5 protein-coding genes and 1 pseudogene are annotated in these 3,503 nt (G+C 37.7%); 3 read left to right on the top strand and 3 right to left on the bottom strand.

Going from position 1 to position 3,503, the window contains the following annotated elements:
* Nucleotides 1–983 (top strand): S1 family peptidase (locus FTU83_RS17745; protein WP_373683432.1); only part of this gene is annotated, 983 nt, incomplete at its 5' end.
* Nucleotides 984–985: 2 nt separating this feature from the next.
* The gene (locus FTU83_RS16940; protein WP_074163995.1) at nucleotides 986–1,486 is read left to right on the top strand and encodes an META domain-containing protein; all 501 of its coding nucleotides are present in this window, start codon (nucleotides 986–988) and stop codon (nucleotides 1,484–1,486) included.
* A gap of 699 nt (nucleotides 1,487–2,185) precedes the next feature.
* Here FTU83_RS16940 and FTU83_RS16945 read toward each other — a convergent pair.
* Genes FTU83_RS16945 through FTU83_RS16955 form a run of 3 tightly spaced genes read right to left on the bottom strand, consistent with a single transcriptional unit; the run spans nucleotide 2,186 to nucleotide 3,157 of the window.
* Nucleotides 2,186–2,500 (bottom strand): hypothetical protein, encoded by a 315-nt coding sequence (locus tag FTU83_RS16945; RefSeq protein ID WP_104505826.1) that lies wholly within the window; start codon nucleotides 2,498–2,500, stop codon nucleotides 2,186–2,188.
* 38 nt (nucleotides 2,501–2,538) lie between these two features.
* Complete coding sequence (locus tag FTU83_RS16950) at nucleotides 2,539–2,853, bottom strand: DNA-binding transcriptional regulator (protein WP_104505827.1); 315 nt, start codon at nucleotides 2,851–2,853, stop codon at nucleotides 2,539–2,541.
* Entirely contained in the window at nucleotides 2,834–3,157 is a 324-nt protein-coding gene (locus tag FTU83_RS16955; protein WP_180107417.1) for a transcriptional regulator, read from the bottom strand. The genes FTU83_RS16950 and FTU83_RS16955 overlap by 20 nt, the downstream gene beginning before the upstream one ends.
* Before the next feature lie 88 nt (nucleotides 3,158–3,245).
* On the opposite strand from FTU83_RS16955, the pseudogene FTU83_RS16960 reads away from it, so the two are divergent.
* Nucleotides 3,246–3,341, top strand: a pseudogene (locus FTU83_RS16960) (transposase domain-containing protein); the annotation flags it as partial.
* Nucleotides 3,342–3,503 lie beyond the last annotated feature (162 nt).

Here is a 3,503-nt window from a genome sequence, read left to right on the forward strand (position 1 = left end):
TACCAGCGTACGGCCCACAGAATGATGTCACGCTGAAAATGCCGGCCTTTGAATGGGTTCATGTGCAGCTCCATCAGCAAAAGGGGATGATAAGTTTATCACCACCGACTATTTGCAACAGTGCCGAAAATAGCATTGATTTAGAGCTTTATGATCCAAAGCATACTGCAACCAACCAAACACAGGGTTTGAAATTACTGAGCAGTGAAAAACCTAGAACATTAACCAATGTCCCACTTAAAGTAACGACCACTAATATTCCATTAAGACATAGTGCCGCAGTAAGGGCAGCAGAAACCATGCTGATGGCGGATAGTACAACTTCAACCACTTTTTATAATTGTACAACAGGTTTTAATGTGAAAAACGCTGCGGGTACAAAATTTGCGACCACAGCGGCTCACTGTAAGAATTACAAAATTACTGTAGATGACCGCAAGACAACTGGCAATGATAATATTGCACTAACCTTTGTGGGAGACTTCTGGAATGGTAGTCAGGATTTCCAAACCATGAGTTTAGTATCATCTACACATACCTTGAACCCAGAATTTTTCGCCAGTGACAATGTGGTCAAAACTCTAACTGGTCGACGTACACAAGGTAACACACCTGTTGGTACGTATGTCTGTCATTATGGAATGAAAACTGGTTATAGTTGTGGTACGGTTCAGTCGACCGCATTTAAAGCATTTGGTACTGACAATAAATGTGGACCATCAGGGGCAGGTGTGTGTAATGCAACATGGGTAAAAGTTTCAGGTCCAACGTTGGATTGTTGGGGTGGCGATAGTGGTGGTCCAATCTTTATTGGAAGTGTGGCGGCAGGGTTATTATCTACTGCAACTTATCAAGGCACATGGAGTTCTTCCATGAAAGGTCAGGGGTATTGCGGAGGTGCCGCCAAACCTAATGGATATATGACCTATATGTCTACTGATGAACTCTATAAAGAGGGTTACTCATTATTATACGGACAATAACGATGACTAGAATATTTATACTGATGTTCGTCGTTGGACTTTTGAGCGCTTGTCATAAGCCTTCATCAGCCGATCAGTCCAAGATACAAGAATTACAAGTGATGTCCTTTAGTGAGCAGACCTTGGCGCAATTTTCTTGGGAATTAATCGAGGCAACAAATGCTAATAGTGAACGTATAGATTCATTATTTCTGGCTTCAAAACCTGACCAACCTATCACGCTAAAATTTGCAGAAAAGATGCTGTATATTGGGAATTTGTTTTGTAATATAAATTCGATTGGTATTCATTTTAAGGGCAATCATTTATATGCTGAACAACCAATTGTTGCCACAATGATGGGCTGTCCTGATGATATCAACTTACGTGAAAGTACGATGATAGATATTCTGGTGAATGCTCCCACATTATATCTTCAATCTCGTAAGGGGCAGGCACAACTGCTTATAGAAACACAAAAAAAAGAGAAATTGATTTTTAAAGGTGTTCAAGTCAACAAGTAGTCTAAATTCTTGCAGTACACTGATGAAAATCATAAGGTAAAGTTAGATATGAGGAAGCCCAATCATTTAGTTGGGCTTCTTTGTTTAAATATAATTTTAAGAGCCGGTAACTTATTTTCTGTAAGTTCCCTTTTACTATTTTTCTTTTGAGTATTTTATTAATCTAATTCTTTTACGCACTCAATAAGTATTACCACTATACCAACTCTTAGAAAGAGCTTTGAATTCCCTATTTAACATAATGGTGGTTATACGCAATACACTTGTATATTAATATGTAAATCAATAACTTAAAATTTTAACCAAGATCACAAAATGCACAAAAATCGGCTTTTGTAATAAGTTGGTGAGTTTTTAAGCAGATCTGTAATATTTTGCCAGTAAATTTGATTAAAAAACGATCAATTTGGCAATCAGTGCCCATTTCATCGGCTTTCAGGATCCGAAACTATCCCCAATGGCTGTGGATAAAATTTAGGCTATTTTGTACGCCCTGGCGCACAACAATCTCGGCTCTTTGCGGCTACCAGGAACAGTGGAATTTTCCTATGATGAACTCATCAGGAACAGGAAGTTCCAAACAACAAGAATAAGAAAGATCGCACCAGGAGCGTGAGATAAGACAGGAGTCATACCTAGCAACCCAATATGAGAAACCCCGGCAGGATGCTGGGGTTTTTTATTGTCTGCATTTAAGGTCTAATCAGTCTTAGCCAATTCATTTTGGTTGATAAGTTTAATCAGCGCATTTTGAACAAACTCATCAAGTTCAATCCCTTTTTCTTTTATGATGGTTTCTATCTTTGCTAGCGTTTCACTTTCTAATTCGAACTCGATTTCTGCTGATGTTTCCATGAGTAAATCATAGTTATTTTCGACTATCTTTTTAAAGGTTTCTTCTAGATCTTTTGTTGATGGAATATTGAAAGATAAGCGTAATGAGCTATTGATAATTTCAATATGGGTATACCCTAAATATTCAGTACTTTTTCCCACAAATCCTAAGTGCTTCATAAAAAACCTTAAATAAATATAGTAGAGAGCTGTCTAAATTAAGCCAGACTCTCTTTTACAAATTTTGGATCAACAATAAATAATCGAATAAGGGATGTTGCTGCTCCTGATGGTCTTCTCGCACCTTGTTCCCATGATTCAAGAGTACGTCTTGATACGCCAAGAATCTTAGCAAACTGATCTTGTGTTAGTTGAGCCTTTCTACGAGCTAACGCTACATCTGTCTCAGTGATTACGGTTCTTTTCGCTGCATTACTAGTAAGCATATCGTCGATGCCTTGTAATATTTCAGCTTCAATATCCCTAGTTGCTTCAAAAGCCTCAAGTTCTTTTTCAGTCATTAAACGAGTCATTTAGTTTCTCCACTAATGCTTGAAGAGTCTTCTTACTAAGCTGTACAGTTTGCTTTTTACTGTACAAGGTTAATAACCAAATCTCTCCATTTGCTAAACGATTAAAGTAGATGACTCTGACACCACCACTTTTACCTCTATCACCGCTAGTCCATCTAATCTTACGAATACCACCTGCATTAGGCTCTACATCTCCTGCTTCAGGATTTAATGCTAAGAATGTTTTGAATTCCTCATATTCTTCCTGAGTCCAATAAACAAGACAGTATTTAGTAAATAATGGAGTCTCACATATTGTATACATTGATTGCATTCATACTACCTTGTAGTAGTTTATTTTATACTACTTTGTGGTATTTTTAAATGATAATTCTTAGTTCTCAGGATTAAATGCCTATTTAAGTGATGTGCTGAAAAGGTTGCCGACACATAAAGTGACTCAGATTGAAGAATTGCTACCACACCGCTGGAAACCTGAACCGAATTAAAAAATAGGCATGGGGTTCAGCGGACGCTTACGTTCTGTTATTCCTAAGTAGAAATGTCCTACCTAATAACCAAATAGAAATGTCCTATATGGACAATTCCAAGTCAAGCACAGGATTTAGATTTCGTTCTTTGATTGCTATTTTCTGTGCACGTCTGCTTGG

The sequence above is a fragment of the Acinetobacter sp. YH12152 genome, assembly GCF_013418285.1.
Classification (GTDB): Bacteria; Pseudomonadota; Gammaproteobacteria; order Pseudomonadales; family Moraxellaceae; genus Acinetobacter; species Acinetobacter amyesii.